This is a genomic window from Butyricicoccus faecihominis (assembly GCF_014648015.1).
In the GTDB taxonomy this organism is placed as follows: Bacteria; Bacillota; Clostridia; order Oscillospirales; family Butyricicoccaceae; genus Agathobaculum; species Agathobaculum butyriciproducens.
The window spans coordinates 323,996-341,039 of the sequence record NZ_BMQH01000001.1 but is presented as its reverse complement, the minus strand read 5'-3'; the positions used below and the strand labels follow the sequence as shown (position 1 = coordinate 341,039).

Sequence of the window (17,044 nt, the reverse complement as noted above, 5' to 3'; positions counted from 1 at the left end):
TCTCGGTGCTCGTGCCCGAAGAGGTCGAGCCGGACGAGCCGCCCGAGCCGCCGATGACGGCTTTGCCGTACTTCTTGCCCCAGCGGTTGCACTCGGCATTGCTGTTCATCAAAAGATCGAAATGGTACACGCCATTCTCAATCTGAATCATGCCGCCGCGATCATTGACGGTGTAGGTCACGCCGTCAAGCGCCGTACCGGTGCCCTGCACGGTGATTTTCGTCCCAAACGGCACAGACGGCGGCGCGGCGCAGGTGTGCTTGCTCGGATCGAGCTTGTTTCCGAGCGCGTCAAGAAAACCGCCCTCCATCGCGTTCGCCGCCGGATAATACGCCGTAAACAACGCCTTTACGGTGTTCGTTGCCGTGCCGCCCGACTTCGCGCCGGAATAGTTAGATACTGTGTCCTTCGACGATACATAGTTCAGCGGATTGACCGACGAACCGTTCAAGTGCATACCAAAATGCAGGTGACAGCCGGTCGAGTTGCCAGTTGTACCAACGGCCGCGATTTTCTGACCGGCGGTGACTTTTGCGCCCTTGGAAACATACAGTTTCGAACAATGTCCGGAGAAACTCATCAGACCGCCGCCATGGTTAATACTGATGTAGTTACCATAACCTCCGTTCAAGCCGGATACCGTTACAGTACCAGGAGCAAACGCAAGAATAGGAGTACCCGAAGCAGAAGCAAGGTCTACACCGTCATGAAACTTGACAGTGCCGTAAATTGGGTGTACGCGGTTTCCGTAACCGCTCGAAATGCGCGAGTAGGACGGACACGGCCAAACATATTTACCCATGTTCTCCCCTCCTTAACTCGGCAGCTTGAGCACAGTGCCGGGATAAATCCACCAACCGTTACTGCTGCTTGATCTACCGTACTTCTTTGCTGCAGCTTCAATGGCAGCTTTGTTCAGACTGTAAATGCTCGTCCACTTAGAGCCGTTACCTAACTGTACTCGGGCAATATTCCATAGGGTATCGCCCTGTTTAACAGTGTACGTTTTGTTCTTAGGTGCCGTAGTGGTGTCGCGCTTCTGCGTGACGGTCGCCTTCTTGGTGCCGCTGCTGCTCTCGCTCTTTTTGAACTCGATAGACTTGGTATGGTACGGCGCGTATTGCAGCAATTCAATCTTTGCCATCACGTCAACGCCGTAGCTGCCGGCATCCTCAGCAAGCTCATAGCTTTCAAGGGATACCGTCATCGGCTGTGCGCTCATCAGCTCCTCGCCGCTATCGTCTATGCGGATAACCGAGAACTCAAACGGCTTGCAGGCGGTCTTGAGCGATTCCAGCTTGCTCATATAATACTGTGCAGGCTGATAACCGCTCGGGTAGCACGCAAACGGATACTCCCGATTCGGCAGCAGCGCCGAAAAGCTGATTTTGCTCAGCCCCGGCGTTTTCAAAACGTTCACCTGCCCCTCGTTGATGAGGTTGATGGTCAGCGCACTCGGCGTAACCGGAAGGCGCACACCGTCCATGTAAAACTCGTACATATTTAGATGTGCACTCCTTCCGCACTGGTGACAAGCGCCTCGGTGACCTTGGCTTCCAGCAGATTGACTACGCCGTCCAGATCCATCTCGTTCGAAATGTTGTTGTGGTTGACCATTTCCACCTTGATCTCGGCGGTGATGTACTTGTTGATGACCTGCCGCTCGGCAATATCGCGCAGCAGCTTGATGTCGTCCGAGGATACGCTCACATCGTCCGCAATCTGGGCGGTGTTGTCCGCGATGTTGGACAGCAAACCCGTTGCCGGATCGTCCGGCAGGTCAAGACCCAGCTTTTCAGAGATGCTGTTCTGGAGGTTTGCGCCCCAGTTGTAACCGTTGGCGTAAGCCGTTGAATACTCGATCTTCTCCTTGTGCTTAACGTACTCCGTCCACCCGGACTGATCCTTGATCTTCTGGATGCTGTCGGTGTAGCTGTCGTAGAACGTGTCCAGACCGCTGGTGATGTTGATCTTCACGCCCGGAATAAGATTGATGAGCTTCTCGATCGTCCTCACCATACCGCGGATGACGCCGACAACATACTGGCTGAGCTGCAAAAACAAAATCTCGATTGACGCAATCGGGTGCTGGAACACGTTGCCGAGGAAGTTGATAAGATCGGCAATCACGTTGTAGACCGGCAGATAGAACATATTGTAGACAAACGCGCCTGCCATCGCAAACAGGCCGCAGATCACGCCGACAGCGCTCGTCGTTTCGTTCTTCGCCCGGTTCGTGTAGTTGATGTACGCGGCGATAACGCCGATCAGAATGATGATCGAGCCGATAATCAGCACGATCGGGTTGAGCGCCATCACGGCATTGAGCATTTTCTGTGCGGCGGTCAGCGCCTTCGTAGCCGCAGCACAGATCTTCGTCCAGTTGGCGGCCACCGCAAACAGCGCAAAGGCTGCCGCAGCCGCAAGCACCAGCGGGCCGATGACCTCAATATTGTTCGCCACCCAGTTGATGGCCTCCAATAGCGGCTGCAAGGCCATGATCGCCATGTTGCTGGCCTGCGTCCAGACGTCCGACCAGGTGAGCGGAATCTCGTTGAATTTCTGGTTGGTTTCCTCTGCCGAGGACAGCAGCGCGGACTTGACAACGCTCGCCGTCAGCTCGCCCTCCTGCGCCATACTGCGGATTTCACCGACCGATACGCCGAGGTAGTCCGCAATCGACTGAATGATGGTCGGCGCCTGCTCGAATACCGAGTTCAGCTCCTCACCGCGCAGCACGCCGGAGCCCATCGCCTGCGTGATCTGCAGCATGGCGGCGGCCTGACCCTCTGCCGAGGTGCCGGCGATCTTGAACTGCTTGTTCAGCTGCTCGACAAACGCGATCGTTTCCTGATTGCTGCTGAATGCGTCACCGGCAAGCAGACCCATCTTCGCGACCGCATCCGCCGTAGCGTTGTACGCGCCGCGGGAACGCATAGCCGACTGATAGATCAGCTCCTGCAGGTCGGCGGTGCTTTGCAGACCGTCGTTCATCAGATTCAGACGCGCCGTGGTCTGCGTCATTTCGTCTGACATACTCACGATACCGCTCACCAGCTTGGAGCCGAGGAACGCTGTACCCAGCTTTTTGAGCGATGCCGTCAGGTTCTCTGCCGGCGGCTGCGCCGAGGTCATGCCGCTCCGCAGCTCCTCGACTTCGCTCACGGTTCGGGTGAGCTCTTCACGCACACCCGTCAATTCGCTGTTAAATTGTGAATACAGACCGGTCGGCGCCGCCTGTTCGGTCAGGCTCTGCATCCGTTCAAATCGGTCGTTGACCGTACTCAGACTGGACGCGATACGGCTGAGTACATTGCTCATGCCGTCGCGCAGCTGGACGGTGCCCGACAGTGCCATAGAACTCACCTCCCTCGTTTTGCTTTATCCAGAGCCGCCTTTTCGTCCTCGTTGTGCACGACACAAGACGCCCAGATAAATGCCCGTTCTTCCTTTGGCAGACTTAAATATTCGGACGGCAGGATATGGAGCTTTTGCAGGCAATAATGCGCTGCATACGCTTCATAATCATCAGAACCCTCACCGCCCCGAATCAGTTTTTTGCCTGTTCCACCAGATCGAGCTTGTCACCGAAGCCACAGATATCGAACAGCTTTTCCGTGTAGTTCGTATACTCACCCGGCGTCAGCATGGCCGAGATCAGCTCCTCGGCGCATTTCGTGCCGTAGCTGTCCTGCAGTTCTGCATCGTTGAGGTTCGGATAAACCGTGCAGGCGGCTGCCAGCTTGGCAAGGTACAGCACGTTGTCGAATTCCTGACGGAAGCTGCCGCGCTTGCCCGGCACCTGTACGCGGTACTGGCAGTCGCGGCGCAGTGTTTCGTCCTCGCGCGAGGAAATGCAGCGCACCTCCCACTCGAGCGGCTTGCCGTCCTCATCGGTGAAGCGGTCAGACACGACCAGCTTCACATTTTCAACCTGCTTGGCGTTCTGCGCCAGAAATGCGGTAAGATTACCCATTGTACAAATTCCTCCTTATTCCATACCGGACAGTTCGGTAAACTCCTCGGGCATATCCCAGCCGTCGAACGTACCGGAAAGCTCCTCATCGAGCAGACTGTCGCCCGCGTCGAACTTCGCCAGAATCGAACTGTCGATCAGGCAGCCGGTGTGCGTGATGGTCTGACGACCGGCGGACGAGGACGGGTCCTCGTTGGACACCTGAATCTCAAACGGCGTCATCCTGCCGGTCTTGCAGTAGGTCAGGAACCAGCGGCGGAACACGCTCTGGTTAAAGTGCGCCGTGCCCTTCCACGAACCGGACCAGCCGGTCGGCTTCTTACCGATGCCGGTACGGCCGAGGATTTTCACGTCCTGCGAATTGACCTTCGCGGACGATTCAAAGCTGTACAGCTGCATCATATTATAGCGGTTGCCGTCAATGGTGACGTAGCACTCGGCCATCGAGCCGGATACCGCATCATTTGCTTCCATAACAGGAGCGTTCAGCATGACTTTTCCCTCCTTTATTCAACGATTACCTTCATGTAAAGCTGTTCCATCGCGGAAACCGGCTGTACATGGTCCTCGACCGCAACAGACTTCTTCATGTCGCCCTGCGACACGGTGACGCTGCTGCTGTCAAAGTTCTCAATGGCGCGGATGGTCTGGAGCTGGGTGTGGTGCGCTACAATGTCGCTCCACAGGCTCACGCGGCCGCTTGCGTCGTTCTGCACCTTGCCGAGGTACTTCGAGTTGAACAGCGATGCAATGTCATTCGCAATCTGGTCGAGCACGCGCATGACCTGATTGGACGAGAAATCCGCGCTCTTTTCGTCTGTAATGCTTACGAACGTGTTGATGTCGGTCAGCACGCGCGTCTGGTCACCGACACGGTGGAACGTGAACTCACCGACCTTGATCGCCTTTTCAAGCTGGGTCTGCGTGTAGTTCGTGTCGATGTCGTACTCGCCGGTGTAGGTCGAGTTGGTCAGCGAACGGTTGACCGCGCACGCGGATTCCGCGCCGGTCGTCCAGTAAACCGCAGACGGGTCGTCAGCCGCGCTGACCAGACCGTTCTTGACGGAAATCACGCCCTCATAGTCCGCCGAGGGATAACCATGCAGCACGCACTGGAACTTCACGCCCTGCTCATCACGCAGGCGGCGCGTCCAGTTGGCGAACAGACCCTTGACCGTGCTGTTCTTCGTGTCGCAGCCGACCGCGTTGAAGCTGTACGGCTCGATCTTGTCGAGGAACGTCTGGTAAGCTGCATCCTGCACCGCGCCGGTCGTGCCGCCGGTGAGCAGCAGGCCCGCGTTCTCGGTCAGCGCCTCGCTGCCCTTCCAGTGCAGATAGTCGTTGTCGGAAAGGTCGGAAACCGCCTTAACTGCCTTCTGCGTGTCCACAAGGGTCGTGCCGATATAGGTCGAAACGTCGTAGACCTCGTTCGTCGATACCGTGAAGCCCTCGTTCTGCTGAATCACGATCTTCAGTTCGTTGCCGATCTTGCCCGGATACTTCGCCTCTGCGTACTTGCAAGCTGCCTTTGCACCGCCGCTGTTCAGACGGAACAAGTGCAGCGTCTTGGCATTTGCGAAGATCTCGCGCAGCGGACGCAGCTCGTCCGCCGTGTAGGCGTAGCCGGTCAGCGCAAGTGAGCCCTTCTGGAACTCGCTGTTCTCGATGGTCACGACCTCGTTCTCCGGTCCCCAGTCGAGGGACAGCGGGAAAGCCGCCGTGCCGCGGTCGCCCAGGGTCGCAGAGGCACGCGCCGCCGACACAAAGTTGATGTATGCACTGGGCAGCACCTTGTTCTGTACGGTATACATACCGCCGCCTAAAGCCATTTAATTCACCTTGCCTTTCATAAAGTTATCAATGAGCGCGTCCACCTCGGAAAAGGTGTAGCGCTGATCCTTGTCGAGCAGCACACCCAGCAGGTCGCGCCGCTCGCGGTATCTGTCGAAGGTCAGGAGCTGTGCGCCGGTAAACGCCGGTGCTCCTGCCTCGTTTTTGCGTTTAACTGCCATTTTCGTTCTCCGTTCCTACGGTAGTCTGCAAATTCTCCATCGGAATGTCCTCCGGGACCTCCCGGACAAACTGCCGGTAGTCCGCGAAGAAGTGCAGCACCTCGTCTGTAATTTCCCACGAGAGATTGCTCCCGCGCAGGCTTTCCGTGCGCCGCAGCAGCAGCGTGAGCGTCTGTGCGGTCTCTCGGCACTGCTCCTGCGGACGGCTGTCCGACGGGAAGAACCGCACGTCCATGTGCTGCACGATCTCATGCAGGCCGGATGGGTACGGTGTCACATCCGCACGAAGCTGCCGAATGGAGAAGCACGGCGCAGAGAATCCCTGCTCGATACGCTCGGTGTAAATGTCGTACTGCTCCGGCGGAAACGCCGTGCGCAGACGGTCTACAATTTCCTGTACGGTGTTTATCATTTGCCCTCCATCATGCGGCTGAGGAATTCCTCACTCTTGGTCTTGATAAAGTCCGGCGCGGCGCGTTGCAGGTCGAACAGGCTGTCGCGCAGCATATGCTTGCCCTCGACAAAGCCGCGCACCAGGCGCTTGCCGATTGCCGGAACGTACCGTCCGACCTCCTGCCGGTGGCCGTTCTCCACATACGGCGCGTATTCAATGTTGTTATAAATATCCGCGTGGTACACCTTGCCGCTGCGCTTCGCCTTGGTGATGAACCAGTTGCGCCGCAGATGACCGCGGTCAACCGGTGTCAGTTCCTTGACGTCGGTCAGCAGGCCATTCATCATCTCATCGAGCAGGCCGGTGTAGAAAGCGTCCATCTCCGGTTCGCTGGCGGCGGCCTTAATGCGTTCGTTTAAGTCGCGCAGCTCGTGAAAATCGCAGCTTCCCCAGCTTGCCATTACGCTCGCTCCTCTCGGACGGCAGAAAGCTGCTGATGAGTCGGATAGACCACGCTTTCGCCGCTGTATTTCAGCCGATAGGTCGCGCCGTACTGCTGAACCACAATGCGGCAGCCTGCCGGAATCGTCAGCTCCGGCGCGCAGTAGATCGTGGCCTGATAGCTGATCTGACCGCTGTTTGCGTCCGTCTTGCTGTCCGGTGTGCCCGAAAACGACAGTGCACATGGGATATTCTCGTGCAGCACTGCGTCCGGCGTTACGACGGTTTCGCCGTTCACTTCCTGCTTGCGTGTGCCGGTGACGGTCATCACGCCGTCATAGGTCTGCTCAAGCAGCGCCCGTTCCAGCTCCGGATTGCCGAGCATACTACCACCTCATCTTTCGATAGGCATTCAGCTGTGCCTTGTAGTCGGTGAGGAAGTCACCCGAGCCTGCCAGCGCCGCCAGCTGCTCCGCCGCCGTGGCAAAGGAAAAGGACGTATCCCCTCTGGACACGCCCTTTGCGGCAGGCTGCATATTCTCGTTCTGGAGCTGAACGCTGTTTACCAGGCCGCGCACCATAAGCGCTGCAGTGTTCGTCAGGCCGTCCGGTGCCTCGGTCAGATTGCAGTAGTTACAGATCTGCTCGAGCACCAGATCGCAGGCGAACTCAAGCGTTTCCTGCGGCAGGTTCGGCAGCAGGCTTTGCGCCCGCAGCATCAGCGTTTCCCTTGTCATTTCTGCGCTTCCCCCTCGGTTTGTCCTCGGTCGGCTCGGTTTCCTCCTCGGCGGTCACGGTTTCCACGGTAAAGCCCGCACGGCCGGAGAACCAGCTTGCAAGCCACTCGTTATCCGTCTGCGCCTCACCACTGACGAACTGCACACCGCCGATCTTGCGGTCGTACTCCTCGCTCGGTGCCTTGATCTTGTACATCATGTGCACCTCACTTTACCTTGAAGTTACGCAGCACGCCGGCAGCGCGGGACTTCTTGAGCACGGTAGCGGCTACCATTTCCACGTCACCGGCCTTGACTGCACCTGCGGTGGAGAAATCAGGCAGCGTGGTCGAGATCACCTTGCCGCCCATCGGAGATACGGCGTGGAAACCGTCCAGACCCAGACGGACTGCGTACAGGTCGGTCAGACCCGTAACCGTGGTCTTAGACGAGGACGCGCCGTATTCACGCGACGTAATCGGCACGACCGGCTTTTCCTTCTTCTCGGCGGTGTCGTAGTAATACTGCATATCCATGAACGGAATGCCGTTGTAACCGCTCATCTGACGGCCGAAAGCGTCCTCGGCGTGGGTCAGATAACCGGCACGGCGGGCGCACGAGCGGATCTTGGTCAGCAGCGCCGCATTGCCGATGAGCATAGTCGGCACACCGTCCAGCTCGGAGAGGAACTCGTCGAGCATATCGAGCACGGTCTTGTAGTTGGTGTCGATGGCCGCCGAGGTGGACAGGTCGATCGCCTTGGAGGCGTCGGCGTTGAGCTCGGTGGAGGTGCCGACAAGCAGCGTATCCAGACCGTCAAAGCCCTTGGTGCCCTTGTCGCCGTTGATGGCAGTGTAGTGGAACAGGTTGGTGGTCGCCTTGATGTGCTCCTCGAGCTGGAACTGCACCTCGTTGATCTGACCGTTCGCGGTGTTAGCGAGAACACGGTCGATCTTGAACGTACCGCCGAAGATCTTGAGGTCAACCGACTTGGTTTCGCGGTCGGCAACGGTCTCGGTGTAGTCGGCGTTGATGTCGCGGAAGTCCGCGCCTGCCGGGGTCTTGAGCTGAGTGTAGCCATAGGTCAGGGTCGAGCCGCCCGTGCCGGGGGAAACCGAGTTGTCAAACGTCAGTGCGTTCAGCAGCATGGAGCCGCGGCGGAACTGGTCGATAACCTGCTGGTCCACATGGTTTGCCATGCCGACCTTTGCCTGTGCGAGAGTGATAGGCATTTTTCATCTTCCTTTCTTTATCCGTTGGTGTTGTATACTTCTGCGAGAGCGGAACCGAGGTCGTTTACCGTGTTCGGCTTGCCGCCGGACTGCGGGTCATAGCCGCCGTTCGGGTTTCCGCCCTTGCTGCCCTGCTTGCCGGACTGACCTGCACTGTCCTCCTCGAACAGCCACGCCTTGTCTTTCTTCAGCGTTTCGAGCTGCGCGTCCAGACCGGTCACCTTGCCGTCCGTGCCGATCTTGATGTCGTCCATCGAGAGCGCCGCACGGGTCAGCTGCGGATCGCGTGCATGGGCACGGGTCAGTGCCAGGTCGATGGCAGCGTCGCGGCGGATGTTCGCGGTGTCGGTGTCGTACTTGGTCTGGAGGGTTTTGAGGTCATCCTCCAGCTTCTTCGGGTCCTTGCCGTCCCACGCCTTGGCGGCGGCACGCAGGTCCTTGATGGTGTTGTTCGCCGTGGTCAGCTCCTGCGCCTTGGTGTCCAGGTCGGCCTTGGGAACGTAAGCACCGCCGGCGGCGTTGACCACCTCAAACTTTGCGTCCTTGGCTGCCTGCTGAAACTGCTCCCACGTTAGTGCGCCCTTTTCAAAAAGGCTTTTGAGAAATTCCATTGTTTTTGCTCCTTTCATCGAAAAATGGGTATGAAAAAACCACCTTGACGGTTGTCTTGGTGGTTAGTTCTTCGGTTGTACGACAAAGGCGCCCCTTGCGGAGCGCCCCTATCGGGATTTCTGGTATTTTGGTGGGTGTGCCCTTTCCCACATTTCTTTTGACCCAGAGGGTGCGTAGCAGCACAATCTCTACTTCAAAATACCTTTTCTATCAATTTTCGCAAACAATTTGTTACGATGCCGGCCGCATGGACATCGGCAGCGCGTTCTGGTAAATTCCCATGACCTTCATGCGGAACTGCTGTTCGTTCAGCGTATCCGGGTCACCGGTGTTATACGGGTCAAAGTAGCCGCACGCATCCGGCATTTCTTCTTCCAGATAGTCGCACAGGTCAGGGTTTTCCTGCTGAAAAGCGTCATACGCATCCGAAAGCGTTGCAGGGAAATCAAACGAAAAACGCTCTGCATCGTACTCGCCGTACAGGAACTTTGCAATCATCAGCATCAGTTCATTGGTGTATTTCATAACGCAGTCCAGTCCTTTCTTGGCGTCCGCTTGACTACCACACTGACGATTTCGCCGGTGTCATCCGCCGAAATAACAGAAATGCCGTCGTAAAAACGAACATATTTGCCGTCCGGCTGTTGGTAGTTTGCGGGCTTATTCAGTATACGCAGTAATTCTTCCTTGGTGAACGTGAATTTATCCTTGCCGGTTTTCTGACCGAGCACACGGTTGAGTGCGTGCTCACGGAACGCAAATCCGGCATCGCTGAAATACTGATAGGTTTCTTTCAGCTTGGCGCGGTACTCCGGGGAATAGGTTTCGGTGCTGTCGATTTTCTCAAACAGGCGTTTGTTCTCCATCATTATCCCCCATTTCTTACTTTCAGTATACTTGATATTGCGGAATTCTTCAAGCGTTTTCGGTGCTTTTTCACCCAAGACACGCTGATATTCTTCCCACTCGGTTTTGTCTGCGTCCTCCTCAACGTACTTCTTCCGCCATTCCTCATACGTCAGCTTCTTCTCAACATACTCGGTCTTGCCGGTCGCGGGATTTCTGGCGGCACGCTTACTGCCGATCCGGAACTCCGTCACCGGAACGGTGGTGCACCGGCAGCGCGGATGCAGCGGCGGATAGTTAATGCCGGTTTCATGCTCCGCGAGCGGAAACTCGCGCTGATCCAAAGCACCGCACACTGCACAGGTCTTGAGGTCAAGCGCCGCCTCAAACCGATAGGACTGGACACCTGTTTCCCGGTATCCCTGTTCGGCAGCCTCAGCCGCCATGTGGGCGCTCTCGGTGTGGATGAGCGTTGCCGCCCTGCTCTCGGACACGCCCATGCGCTGGGCGAACTCTTTCGTCATACGATCGAGCGAGTCGCCGCGGACAAAGCCGCGCGAGAGCGTCTGCATCAGCTCACGGGTCAGCTTGTCCTTGTCCGCCCAGATGCGTGAGGAAAACTCACTGCCGACCCACGACACCGCAAGAATGCGTTCAATGGTCTGCGGGTCAATCCTTGCGAACGTGCTCGCCACATCGGCCTGCTGGCTGACGGCGTACACCGTGCGGTAGTAGGTGTCGGTGTAGCGCTCCTGCAAGTGGTCGCGCAGCACATCGCGCTGAGAGCTGAACAGCTCCATCATCCGCAGCTCCACCTGCGTCTGCAATGCCTGCAAGCGCGAGATACGCGAACGGAGATAAACCTCCTCCAGCTCCTTATCAAAGCCGCCTGCAAGCGCCTTGTCGCGGAACTCGTCCAGCGACATCCGGAAGTCCTCCAGCTCTGCATCCCGCAGCAGCCTGCGTGCGTCTGCCATGCTGACGCTCTCGTTTGCGGCATAGCGGGCATAAAAGATCGAGATTTCCTTGTCCAGTTCGTGCAGAATGCGCTCGTATTCCCGATGGAACCGCAGACACAGGTCATCATCTTCCTGCTTCTGCTTTTCGGCCAGCTCAATGGCACGCTTGCGCCAGTAGGCGCCGTTCAGCTTATCCGCTGCTGCCATCGCCTGCACCGTCCTTTGGCGGGAACTGGAACTGCGGCTGCTTCTCGGCTGCCGCCTGCTGTTCCTTTTCCAGCTGCTTCTGCTCGCTCTCGGCATCGTCTACCCACGGATGGTTTGCGAGGATGGTTCTGTCCGAGATAATGCCGACCGACTGCTGCGCGATCTGCGCGGTTTCGAGGTCGTTCTGCACCATGTTGCGTGTCCAAGTCTGCAAAATACGCACGGGCTGTGCGATACCCTCCAGTCGGCAGATAGCGCGTACCAGCTCGGCGAAACCGCTGCGGAACTGCGTTTCCAGCATCACGGCCTTGAGCTCCAGCAGACTGTACAGGTACTTGAGCGCCACACCGGACGAGTTGCCGAAATTCTCAGGGTTCGGGTCAACGCCCATGCCGGAAACGAAGATCTGACGGCGGGTTCTTTCGAGGAAGGCGTTCCGCGCCTCAAACGGGATCTCCGCGCGAATGGTGTCCACGCCGCCGTCCCCCTCGACCTTGATGAGCTTGCTCTTTTTGAGGTCGCTCATGAACTCGGTCTTGTCCGTGCCGCCGTAGTTCTTGATGACGAAGATGACCTCCTGCACGTCCTCCATATCGTTGGCGAAGCCGGAAACCACCTTGTCGTAGGCGTCGATCAGGTCGCGGTACAGCGGCAGGTCGCCCCGCCGGTCGGCGTTGTTGTAAAACGGGATGAACGGCACCGCGCCGAGGCCGTGCCGCAGCTCCTGCCCGACTTCCGGATATTCGAAGTAGGTGTAATTGCCGGACACGCCGTTCTGACGGTAGAACCGGCAGGTCGTGTCATCCCAGTATTCGCACACCTGCACGGTCTGGCCGCTTGCCGGGTCGAGCATGGTGTAGCAGCGCAGCACGCCGACGAGGTCGCTCTCCAGCATACCGGAGAACACCGGCACAATCTGTTCCGGGTCTACGGTGTGGTAGCGGAACCTGCCGTCTGTGCCGCGCCAGTAATGCAGCCAGCCGACCGAGGTGTTGCTCGCGTCAATGCCGAGCTGCATGGCCGTTGCGGTATACTGATCTCCGAGAATCTCTGCGATCCGCTCGTTGGCGGTCTTGTTCCCCACATCGAACGCCGGCGGATAGCTCAGCGCGTAGGAAACCTTCTGCGTCACGAGCAGATTATGCCACGAGTGCGAAATGCGGTTGTCCGCGAGGTGCAGCGGATTGCCGAGCGCCTGCTCGGTCTCTGCCTGCCGCTGCAAAACGCTGTTGTCCTGCTTGATGCGGTTGACGTTGCTGTAATAGCGCCGAGCCTCGTCCGCCTCGCGGATGAACTGCCCGTGCCCCTGCAAAAGCCGCTGAATCGTGCGGCTGTTCACTTTCACCATACGCTGACACCTCCTTTCCTGGTAAACTGCTCCGCAACGCCGGTTGTCGCGTCGGGAGCGTCATCGTGGGCGTTCTTGCCCTCTTTCTGGTAATGTAACATTGCTTTTGCGTACTCCGGCCAGCGGTCGCGCCAGTTTACGGGGTAGTAAATGTGATCCTGCACCCACGTTGAGTTCGTGAGGATACGCGCGACCTTGTTCTCGCTCTGGTGGAACCACTCCACACGGCAGCGGTTGGAGCCGAGCCGCCGAAGCTGCTCCTGCACGTTGCGGGCAAAGCCGCGGCCGCCGTTGTTGCTCTCGATTTTGGCGAGGTTTACGCCGTGCGCCAGCAGCCGCCGTGCGGTTTCCGGCTCGGTGACCTCCATCGGGTCTTTGGTGTAGTAAACATCGAGCACATAGGCTTCACGGTCGTACTCGCCGTAGATGATACTGCAAAGATAGTCCGCGCCGGTGTCCGCCGTGTCGGTGTAGCTGCGGATATGCGTGAACAGCGGCCTGCCGTTTGCATCGCGCGGAATGTCCGTGTAGGTCTTGAAGCTGCTGTACAGACGGCCTTTCAGGTCGATCGGCTGCTGCTGGTAGTTCGCTGACGCGATCTCCTCGCTCATCGTGCGAACCTTGTCCTCGTAGTCCTCACGGGTGAGAACCGCGTCGCACAGCATCGTGCCGTCGTCCTGCAAGGCTTTCATCGTAATGAGTTCCGCATCCGGCCAGTGCTCCAGCGCACGGCCTGCGAGGTCGCCGGTCGCCCAGCGCGTCATGATGATAACGATCTTGTAGCCGGTTTCGGTTCGGGACAGCATGGTGTCCGTGAACCACTGCCACTGCTTGTCGAGTGCGCCCTCGTTAAAAGCCTCCTCGGCTTTCTTGATGAGGTCGTCGAGAATCAGCTTGCGCGCGCCGAAGCCGGTCGCCGTGCCGCCCGGAGAGGTTGCGAGGTAGCTTGCGTACTGTCCCTCAAGCGCCCACTTGCCTGCGGCGGCTTCGCCGTACTTGATGCGTGTCGCCGGAAAAATGTCCGAGAACACAATGCGGTTCGGGTCGAACCGTTCCTCCGCAATGCCATCGCGGACTGCCCGTGCGAACGTTGTAGACAGCGTTTCGTTGTAGCTGCCGGTCATGATCTGCTCGGACGGATCGCGCCCAAACAGCCACTGGCTCAGCAGCACCGCCGTGCGGCTCTTGCCGTGGCGCGGCGGCATATTGACCACCAACACCTTGCGGTCGCTCTCACAGAACGCCTGTAAGCGCCGACACAGTGTTTTGAGGTACGGCCGGTCCTCGCGGTAGAAGTCCGGCGCCATCAGCTTGCAGAACGCCCAGAAGTCGCGCCGCGCAAGCTCAATCCGCGCCATGCGCCGAATACGCGCGTCAACCATCGTCAGCCAGCTTTCGCAGTTCTTCGGTGGTCAGACCTGCGAGCGGGTTTTCCACCTCGAGGATGCCGGAGTGCTCGATTTTCTGCACAAATGCGCCCGCCGCTTTGGCTCTCAGCTCTGAGGCCTTGAGCCGATCCTTGGTTTCCTCATCCTTGTCGCGCATGACGTTCGTCCAGAAGGCGTTGATCTCCTCCATGTCGGCAATGCGCGGCGTTTCAAGCAACTTGTCGCGGTCTGCGATGTAAACAGCAAGTTTCCGCAAGTTTTCACTGCCGATGGACTGAAATCCATTGTCATCCCTCGCCTTGTATCCGGCAAGCCGCGCCGCTTCTGCCGCCGTCTTGCCCTGCTTGTAATAATCTACCCAAGCCTGCTGCTTGGCTGTCAGTTTGCTCACGCGCTCACCGTCCTTTCTGAAAATGGGTAAAAGAAAACCGCCTACGGTGTAGACGGTTATGCTGGGTTACAGCTCTATTTTTATTTTTTCGATTGCGTATTGTCCGGGGACTTTTTTCATTTGGTATAACTCAATGCCTTTTTCTTTGCACAAGTCTTTGATTTCGGCTTTCAAACGCTCGTCTGCTTTCACACCAAGTCGGATTGATTTTGGTATTGGTGCGTCCCAAGATGCGCCCTGTTCTCCCAACGGAACTTGCATATGAATTGCACGAACTTCTTCCTCATATGACCACTCAGGTGATTTGCGATAAAGTGATCCAATGACCGCAAGTTGAAGTTTTATCCCCTTATAACCCGTTAAACAAATCATTTCCGAATGATATTCAACAGGCCACATTTTCTTTGTGAATTTGGAAGCATCATATTCCACGCAAATTCCGCGATGACAGTTTGCATAATGCCCCCACATCAGCAACGATGTATCCTTTCTCGAAAAACATGTTATGCCTATTTGACTCTTAAGTTGTTCCCTTGCTGCCGTTATAGTTGAAAGTAATTCGTTTTCAATAGACTGACGATCTGTCGAATTATCCAGTGCTGCTACCTTCCAATCTTTCTGCATTGCAGCTTTCATCAAATCATCTATTGTGCAACGCGACTCACACTCAAATGGATCATTAAACGCATCGGGAATAGATGCCCACAAAGTATTATTTTTGATGCTCTCCAGAGCATAATTTCTTTCTTTTCCGTTCTTATCTTTTATGTACTCTGCCGGGAAATACTTAAACAAACTCGACATAAACATACACATACACCTCCACGCCTCTACCATACAATACAGCCCGTTGTGTTGTCAATGGAAAAAGCACCCTCGAACGAGAGTGCTCTTTCAGAGATGTACTCCAATGGCATGAAGCAGGAGGTCACAGGGTCTGCGTTTCACCCCTGTCAACTTCATGATACTATTAAAACACAGATTTAGGTGCACGTTAGGCAAATTTTCACGGAAGATCTAAATATTTTTCAACTAGCCGGATAAACTCCGCATTCCATGTATGCGCCGTCCTCTCACTCACCGGCACGCACATCGCCGCGCCGTACAGCGTATGGCTTCGCTTCCAGTACACGCGGTCGATCAGCTCCATGCGCTGGCGGCCGTGTTTCATCACCTCGGTTTCCGAGATGGCAGCCCGCACCGCATCATACCTCCGCTGCTCCTTGTCAGTCAGGCGGTCAACGACCGCACGCTCGACCGGACTGCCGCCGCTGCTGTGGCCGCCGGACGCGCCGTAGGCCGGTGTGCAGGGCATGTCGCCCACATTTTCCGCCTTGCGGCGCAGCGCCGGGTACGACCGGATGATGCGCTTTGTGTACTCCCACCAGTCCTCACGATTGTTCAATGTTTTCCCTCCCTGTCCGTAATGCCGTAGCGCCACGCAAGGTAGCGCCGAACTTTATCGCTGTATTTAGTCAATATTCTTATGCTCCTCCTGATATTTCCGCATGATGCCGACCGCCACGTGGCACGCCTCGTCACACGCAGCCACCATCTTTTCACGGCCGTGCAGACCGCCGTAGTATTCGATCGCTGCCAACTCCTCGGCTGTCGTGGCCGGGTCGAGGATGCGGATTACCTGGTTAATCGTCATGGGTGTCCTCCCTCTCTTTGGCACGCCGTTCTGCTCCGTGCAGGATAGCCTGAATGGTGTATGCGTCCAGCAGTGTCATAACCGGAATGGTCTTCCTGCATAGTTTCAGCAGGGTTTTCGCTGTTTTCTTATCTACCGGGCCACTGAAATCGTTCATTTCTTGTCCTCCTCTCGGATTGTTCTCAGCAGTTCCTCATGTAACTCGCTGAATTTCCCGTCCCAGAAGTGGACCCGATGCAGCACAAGGAAGAACAGCACCAGCCACAGGATACAGTCCAGATTGACCAGCAAATCAGTGATTGTCATTCCTGCACCTCCGGCAACTGCGGCAACGGCCGCCAGAACAGCACATCGGTTCCGGCTTTCAGCCCGCCGACAAAATACGGCTGCTCATCCCAGGTACGCAGCGTTTCCACTCTTGCACGTCCCCACTTGTTGTACGTCAACACCGGCACACCGCGCTCCGGCAGGCGCTCCTTTGGGTTGATCCAGCCGTTCTGTTCGATCAGCTGGGTCACTGCCTCGCGGATCAGGGCGCAGCCATGCAAACCGCAGTTGTGATCATGCCCGCAGCCGAGGCAGGCCAGAGAGCCGGTCTGCACTTTCAGCTGTCCGAGGGCTTCGATAAGTTCTTTTGTATTCATGCTTATCCTCCTATCAGACATCGTTATAGCGGTTCAGGCAACGAGTATTATTGCAAAACCGTTTCTGACCGATTACCTTTAACGGCTGTCCGCAAAACTGGCAATACACCGCTTCTGTTCTCGGCGGGACATCATCCGCGTGTGTACCGCCGTATCTCATGCGGTTTACCATGCACAAAACCGACCCCGGCTGAGCCGCGGCAATGCAGTGTTCCTTTGCTTTG

The 17,044-nt window shown here is 57.0% G+C and carries 25 protein-coding genes; all 25 read right to left on the bottom strand.

Going from position 1 to position 17,044, the window contains the following annotated elements; all coding sequences use genetic code 11:
• The coding region (locus IEY11_RS01610; RefSeq protein WP_188885552.1) for a peptidoglycan DD-metalloendopeptidase family protein at positions 1-802 on the bottom strand (802 nt) is incomplete at its 3' end.
• Positions 803-814: 12 nt separating this feature from the next.
• A complete protein-coding gene (locus IEY11_RS01605; RefSeq protein WP_188885551.1) occupies positions 815-1,501 on the bottom strand; it encodes a LysM peptidoglycan-binding domain-containing protein in 687 nt (228 codons plus the stop codon).
• 2 nt (positions 1,502-1,503) lie between these two features.
• The gene (locus tag IEY11_RS01600) at positions 1,504-3,357 is read right to left on the bottom strand and encodes a tape measure protein (RefSeq protein WP_188885550.1); all 1,854 of its coding nucleotides are present in this window, start codon (positions 3,355-3,357) and stop codon (positions 1,504-1,506) included.
• A 193-nt stretch (positions 3,358-3,550) separates the two neighbouring features.
• Positions 3,551-3,976: a phage tail assembly chaperone gene (locus IEY11_RS01595; protein WP_188885549.1), complete on the bottom strand. Its 426-nt coding sequence runs from the start codon at positions 3,974-3,976 to the stop codon at positions 3,551-3,553.
• 15 nt (positions 3,977-3,991) lie between these two features.
• Entirely contained in the window at positions 3,992-4,468 is a 477-nt protein-coding gene (locus IEY11_RS01590; RefSeq protein WP_188885548.1) for a phage tail tube protein, read from the bottom strand.
• A gap of 14 nt (positions 4,469-4,482) precedes the next feature.
• Positions 4,483-5,805, bottom strand: a complete 1,323-nt coding sequence (locus IEY11_RS01585; RefSeq protein ID WP_188885547.1) for a phage tail sheath family protein — start codon at positions 5,803-5,805, stop codon at positions 4,483-4,485.
• Entirely contained in the window at positions 5,806-5,988 is a 183-nt protein-coding gene (locus IEY11_RS01580) for a hypothetical protein (RefSeq protein ID WP_118647978.1), read from the bottom strand.
• Positions 5,978-6,400: a phage tail terminator family protein gene (locus IEY11_RS01575; protein WP_188885546.1), complete on the bottom strand. Its 423-nt coding sequence runs from the start codon at positions 6,398-6,400 to the stop codon at positions 5,978-5,980. The genes IEY11_RS01580 and IEY11_RS01575 overlap by 11 nt, the downstream gene beginning before the upstream one ends.
• Positions 6,397-6,843 carry an HK97 gp10 family phage protein gene (locus tag IEY11_RS01570; RefSeq protein ID WP_188885545.1) on the bottom strand — a complete coding sequence of 149 codons (447 nt, stop codon included), beginning with the start codon at positions 6,841-6,843 and terminating at the stop codon, positions 6,397-6,399. Before IEY11_RS01570 ends, IEY11_RS01575 begins: the two co-directional genes overlap by 4 nt.
• On the bottom strand, positions 6,843-7,208 hold the full coding sequence (locus IEY11_RS01565; RefSeq protein WP_188885544.1) for a hypothetical protein: 366 nt from the start codon (positions 7,206-7,208) through the stop codon (positions 6,843-6,845). Before IEY11_RS01565 ends, IEY11_RS01570 begins: the two co-directional genes overlap by 1 nt.
• 1 nt (position 7,209) lies before the next feature.
• Complete coding sequence (locus tag IEY11_RS01560) at positions 7,210-7,560, bottom strand: head-tail connector protein (RefSeq protein ID WP_147358073.1); 351 nt, start codon at positions 7,558-7,560, stop codon at positions 7,210-7,212.
• Positions 7,493-7,759 (bottom strand): hypothetical protein, encoded by a 267-nt coding sequence (locus IEY11_RS01555; RefSeq protein WP_118729293.1) that lies wholly within the window; start codon positions 7,757-7,759, stop codon positions 7,493-7,495. Before IEY11_RS01555 ends, IEY11_RS01560 begins: the two co-directional genes overlap by 68 nt.
• Before the next feature lie 7 nt (positions 7,760-7,766).
• On the bottom strand, positions 7,767-8,771 hold the full coding sequence (locus IEY11_RS01550; RefSeq protein ID WP_118729294.1) for a major capsid protein: 1,005 nt from the start codon (positions 8,769-8,771) through the stop codon (positions 7,767-7,769).
• Between the two features lie 17 nt (positions 8,772-8,788).
• The gene (locus IEY11_RS01545; protein WP_158578294.1) at positions 8,789-9,382 is read right to left on the bottom strand and encodes a phage scaffolding protein; all 594 of its coding nucleotides are present in this window, start codon (positions 9,380-9,382) and stop codon (positions 8,789-8,791) included.
• 232 nt (positions 9,383-9,614) lie between these two features.
• Positions 9,615-9,908: a hypothetical protein gene (locus tag IEY11_RS01540; RefSeq protein ID WP_118729296.1), complete on the bottom strand. Its 294-nt coding sequence runs from the start codon at positions 9,906-9,908 to the stop codon at positions 9,615-9,617.
• A complete protein-coding gene (locus IEY11_RS01535; RefSeq protein WP_188885543.1) occupies positions 9,905-11,395 on the bottom strand; it encodes a minor capsid protein in 1,491 nt (496 codons plus the stop codon). Before IEY11_RS01535 ends, IEY11_RS01540 begins: the two co-directional genes overlap by 4 nt.
• Positions 11,379-12,743: a phage portal protein gene (locus tag IEY11_RS01530; RefSeq protein WP_188885542.1), complete on the bottom strand. Its 1,365-nt coding sequence runs from the start codon at positions 12,741-12,743 to the stop codon at positions 11,379-11,381. The genes IEY11_RS01535 and IEY11_RS01530 overlap by 17 nt, the downstream gene beginning before the upstream one ends.
• Positions 12,737-14,125, bottom strand: a complete 1,389-nt coding sequence (terL, locus tag IEY11_RS01525) for a phage terminase large subunit (protein WP_188885541.1) — start codon at positions 14,123-14,125, stop codon at positions 12,737-12,739. The genes IEY11_RS01530 and terL overlap by 7 nt, the downstream gene beginning before the upstream one ends.
• Positions 14,118-14,522, bottom strand: coding sequence for a terminase small subunit (locus tag IEY11_RS01520; protein ID WP_188885540.1), 405 nt, complete (start codon positions 14,520-14,522; stop codon positions 14,118-14,120). The genes terL and IEY11_RS01520 overlap by 8 nt, the downstream gene beginning before the upstream one ends.
• 66 nt (positions 14,523-14,588) lie before the next feature.
• Entirely contained in the window at positions 14,589-15,332 is a 744-nt protein-coding gene (locus IEY11_RS01515) for a DUF2971 domain-containing protein (RefSeq protein WP_188885539.1), read from the bottom strand.
• A 196-nt stretch (positions 15,333-15,528) separates the two neighbouring features.
• Positions 15,529-15,927, bottom strand: a complete 399-nt coding sequence (locus tag IEY11_RS01510) for a hypothetical protein (RefSeq protein WP_188885538.1) — start codon at positions 15,925-15,927, stop codon at positions 15,529-15,531.
• Positions 15,928-15,993: 66 nt separating this feature from the next.
• Positions 15,994-16,176, bottom strand: a complete 183-nt coding sequence (locus tag IEY11_RS01505) for a hypothetical protein (protein WP_188885537.1) — start codon at positions 16,174-16,176, stop codon at positions 15,994-15,996.
• Positions 16,166-16,333: a hypothetical protein gene (locus IEY11_RS01500; protein ID WP_158578295.1), complete on the bottom strand. Its 168-nt coding sequence runs from the start codon at positions 16,331-16,333 to the stop codon at positions 16,166-16,168. Before IEY11_RS01500 ends, IEY11_RS01505 begins: the two co-directional genes overlap by 11 nt.
• Entirely contained in the window at positions 16,330-16,482 is a 153-nt protein-coding gene (locus tag IEY11_RS01495; protein ID WP_158578296.1) for a hypothetical protein, read from the bottom strand. Before IEY11_RS01495 ends, IEY11_RS01500 begins: the two co-directional genes overlap by 4 nt.
• Positions 16,479-16,820 (bottom strand): DUF551 domain-containing protein, encoded by a 342-nt coding sequence (locus IEY11_RS01490; protein ID WP_118729304.1) that lies wholly within the window; start codon positions 16,818-16,820, stop codon positions 16,479-16,481. Before IEY11_RS01490 ends, IEY11_RS01495 begins: the two co-directional genes overlap by 4 nt.
• Positions 16,821-17,044 lie beyond the last annotated feature (224 nt).

Excerpts from the sequence above, each read along its gene's own strand:
- IEY11_RS01605 (WP_188885551.1), bottom strand. The coding sequence starts at position 1,501 with ATGTACGAGTTTTACATGGACGGTGTGCGCCTTCCGGTTACGCCGAGT.
- IEY11_RS01600 (WP_188885550.1), bottom strand. The coding sequence starts at position 3,357 with ATGGCACTGTCGGGCACCGTCCAGCTGCGCGACGGCATGAGCAATGTA.
- IEY11_RS01595 (WP_188885549.1), bottom strand. The coding sequence starts at position 3,976 with ATGGGTAATCTTACCGCATTTCTGGCGCAGAACGCCAAGCAGGTTGAA.
- IEY11_RS01590 (WP_188885548.1), bottom strand. The coding sequence starts at position 4,468 with ATGCTGAACGCTCCTGTTATGGAAGCAAATGATGCGGTATCCGGCTCG.
- IEY11_RS01585 (WP_188885547.1), bottom strand. The coding sequence starts at position 5,805 with ATGGCTTTAGGCGGCGGTATGTATACCGTACAGAACAAGGTGCTGCCC.
- IEY11_RS01580 (WP_118647978.1), bottom strand. The coding sequence starts at position 5,988 with ATGGCAGTTAAACGCAAAAACGAGGCAGGAGCACCGGCGTTTACCGGC.
- IEY11_RS01575 (WP_188885546.1), bottom strand. The coding sequence starts at position 6,400 with ATGATAAACACCGTACAGGAAATTGTAGACCGTCTGCGCACGGCGTTT.
- IEY11_RS01570 (WP_188885545.1), bottom strand. The coding sequence starts at position 6,843 with ATGGCAAGCTGGGGAAGCTGCGATTTTCACGAGCTGCGCGACTTAAAC.
- IEY11_RS01565 (WP_188885544.1), bottom strand. The coding sequence starts at position 7,208 with ATGCTCGGCAATCCGGAGCTGGAACGGGCGCTGCTTGAGCAGACCTAT.
- IEY11_RS01560 (WP_147358073.1), bottom strand. The coding sequence starts at position 7,560 with ATGACAAGGGAAACGCTGATGCTGCGGGCGCAAAGCCTGCTGCCGAAC.
- IEY11_RS01555 (WP_118729293.1), bottom strand. The coding sequence starts at position 7,759 with ATGATGTACAAGATCAAGGCACCGAGCGAGGAGTACGACCGCAAGATC.
- IEY11_RS01550 (WP_118729294.1), bottom strand. The coding sequence starts at position 8,771 with ATGCCTATCACTCTCGCACAGGCAAAGGTCGGCATGGCAAACCATGTG.
- IEY11_RS01545 (WP_158578294.1), bottom strand. The coding sequence starts at position 9,382 with ATGGAATTTCTCAAAAGCCTTTTTGAAAAGGGCGCACTAACGTGGGAG.
- IEY11_RS01540 (WP_118729296.1), bottom strand. The coding sequence starts at position 9,908 with ATGAAATACACCAATGAACTGATGCTGATGATTGCAAAGTTCCTGTAC.
- IEY11_RS01535 (WP_188885543.1), bottom strand. The coding sequence starts at position 11,395 with ATGGCAGCAGCGGATAAGCTGAACGGCGCCTACTGGCGCAAGCGTGCC.
- IEY11_RS01530 (WP_188885542.1), bottom strand. The coding sequence starts at position 12,743 with ATGGTGAAAGTGAACAGCCGCACGATTCAGCGGCTTTTGCAGGGGCAC.
- terL (WP_188885541.1), bottom strand. The coding sequence starts at position 14,125 with ATGGTTGACGCGCGTATTCGGCGCATGGCGCGGATTGAGCTTGCGCGG.
- IEY11_RS01515 (WP_188885539.1), bottom strand. The coding sequence starts at position 15,332 with ATGTTTATGTCGAGTTTGTTTAAGTATTTCCCGGCAGAGTACATAAAA.
- IEY11_RS01505 (WP_188885537.1), bottom strand. The coding sequence starts at position 16,176 with ATGACGATTAACCAGGTAATCCGCATCCTCGACCCGGCCACGACAGCC.
- IEY11_RS01500 (WP_158578295.1), bottom strand. The coding sequence starts at position 16,333 with ATGAACGATTTCAGTGGCCCGGTAGATAAGAAAACAGCGAAAACCCTG.
- IEY11_RS01495 (WP_158578296.1), bottom strand. The coding sequence starts at position 16,482 with ATGACAATCACTGATTTGCTGGTCAATCTGGACTGTATCCTGTGGCTG.
- IEY11_RS01490 (WP_118729304.1), bottom strand. The coding sequence starts at position 16,820 with ATGAATACAAAAGAACTTATCGAAGCCCTCGGACAGCTGAAAGTGCAG.